The organism is Pseudomonas sp. F01002 (assembly GCF_004402115.1).
In the GTDB taxonomy this organism is placed as follows: Bacteria; Pseudomonadota; Gammaproteobacteria; order Pseudomonadales; family Pseudomonadaceae; genus Aquipseudomonas; species Aquipseudomonas frigoris.
Genome location: NZ_SOPU01000071.1, coordinates 1 through 2,051, shown reverse-complemented (window position 1 = coordinate 2,051; position 2,051 = coordinate 1). Strand labels below are relative to the sequence as shown.

At 55.4% G+C, this 2,051-nt stretch carries 2 protein-coding genes; both read right to left on the bottom strand.

Annotated features, from left to right (window positions below):
* Window positions 1-45: 45 nt before the first annotated feature.
* Window positions 46-1,590, bottom strand: coding sequence for an IS66 family transposase (locus tag E3W21_RS28835; protein ID WP_134423042.1), 1,545 nt, complete (start codon window positions 1,588-1,590; stop codon window positions 46-48).
* A gap of 17 nt (window positions 1,591-1,607) precedes the next feature.
* Complete coding sequence (tnpB, locus tag E3W21_RS28830) at window positions 1,608-1,967, bottom strand: IS66 family insertion sequence element accessory protein TnpB (protein WP_225924317.1); 360 nt, start codon at window positions 1,965-1,967, stop codon at window positions 1,608-1,610.
* Window positions 1,968-2,051 lie beyond the last annotated feature (84 nt).

Sequence of the window (2,051 nt, the reverse complement as noted above, 5' to 3'; positions counted from 1 at the left end):
GTAACCGATCCACGAACTACACCTACCTCAAGATGAGGCAGTCGTTTACCGTGGCATCTCTGGCGAGCAGTTCCATGGCAGCAAGGCTTCGTAGTCCCCAACCGATTGTGCCTGCGGTAGTCTTTCCAGTACGTGGCGCAGCCACGTATAAGGCTCCTGGCCGTTGACCTTGGCGGTCTCGACCAAACTGTAGATCTGCGCACTGGCGGTGGCACCCTTGGGCGTGTCGCTGAACAGCCATGCCTTGCGCCCGATTACAAACGGCTTTATCGCGCGCTCCGCCGCGTTGTTGTCGATCGGTAAAAAACCGGCCTCCACGTATCGCTCCAGACGGCTCCAGTTGTTGGCCAAATAATTCACGGCTTTACCCAACACACTTTGCGGCGTCACTTGGGACTGTGTTTTATCCAGCCAGCTTTTCAACTGCCCCAGGATCGGCAGGCTCTTCTCCTGACGACCGATAAAACGCTGTTCATCGCTAACGTCCTTGAGTTCACGCTCGATGCCGTACAGCTTATTGATCATTGTCAGCGCGATATCGGCACGCCCGGTTTTGCCCTTGGGCTGCACTTTCTGCGCGTCGACAAACTTACGACGCGCATGCGCCATGCACGCCAATCGCTCAACACCGGGCTGCAACGCCAACGCGTTGTAACCCGCGTAATCGTCGGTCATCACGTAGCCGCGATAACTTTCCAGCAGGCGTAGAGGCACTTCCTGCGCACGGCTGGTGGTGTAGTCAAATAGCACAACTTTTCGATCCGGCGGCCCGCTGGCCTGCACCCACATCCACGATTGGCTGGTTGGGTCTCGATCCGGCTCTTTCAGTACCTGGACTCTTGTTTCATCGCAGTGGATGACCGGACTTTCCAGTAATCGGTCGCGCATTAAATTCAGCAAAGGCTGGAAGTGTTCGCTGCACTGGATGACCCAGCGCGCCAGTGTTTGTCTTGGAATATCCACACCGTGTCGACTCAGCACGGTTTCGAAACGATGCAACGGCAGGCCATCGACGTACTTGGTGGTTAAGAGCATGGCCAATACGCTGGGGCTGGCCATGCTCTTTTCGATCATCTGAGCGGGTTTGTCTGCGGTGACCGGCGCGGTTTCACAACCGCGGCAACCGTAAACTTTGCGTATGTGTTTGAGTACGCGAATCTGCATCGGCACGATCTCCAGCTGTTCGCTGGTTTCTTCACCGATGACGTGTTTGCGGCAACCGCAAGCGCAGGTCAGTTCGTGCTCGGGCAGTTCGTGGGTCACTTCGAAGCGTGGCAGATCAGCCGACAGTGGCTTGCGTTTGCCGCGACGTGGCGCCGAAGCAACAACTTCTTCGTCAGCGTCGCCGACTGGAAGCATCGGCTCGCTTTCGGGCTCATTGAACAACGCCAGTTGCGGCGTGTTGGGCTCTATGGTCTGCTCGGATTTTCGACCGAACAAACGGTCGCGCAGCAGCTTGATCTGTTCTTTCAAATCGACGATATGAGTCTGGTACGCCTCAGCCGTTACTTGCTGACGACTGAGTGCCTCAAGCAACATTTGCTTGAGCAAAACAGGATCATCGGGAAGGTCTTCGGGTATCAAATTCATGCCGGGGATTATACCCGTCAGGCGACGAATCTTGGCGTTAAAACCTTATGAGGACGATTGCGCCAGAGATCAAAGCCATCCAGTAACCAGTTCAATTCCTGGACAGTCAGCACGATCGCCTCGTCGACCTCATCAGGGGAAAGTTTGAAACGTTCAGACTCCAGGCGCTTGAGCCAAAGGCAGAAGCCGTTGCGCTCCCAGTACAACACTTTGACGCGGTTGCGGTGGCGATTTAGAAAGACGAAAAGCACAGGGTCGAACACCGCAACTTTGATGTCCAGTTCGACCAATGCAGCCAGGCCGTCGATGGACTTTCGAAAATCGACAGGCTTTGGGTAGAGGTACACTTTTTCAACGCTGGCATTGGGACGCATCATGGTGATGGGCTCCTGATGGAAATCGGGAGCACAGCATCAGCCGTCAGCTATCCGCTTGGAATGTGGAGTTCATGGAGCGGATAC

What these genes read in the sequence shown, in the direction of transcription:
- tnpB (WP_225924317.1), bottom strand. Translation starts at nt 1,967, where the DNA reads ATGATGCGTCCCAATGCCAGCGTTGAAAAAGTGTACCTCTACCCAAAG.
- E3W21_RS28835 (WP_134423042.1), bottom strand. Translation starts at nt 1,590, where the DNA reads ATGAATTTGATACCCGAAGACCTTCCCGATGATCCTGTTTTGCTCAAG.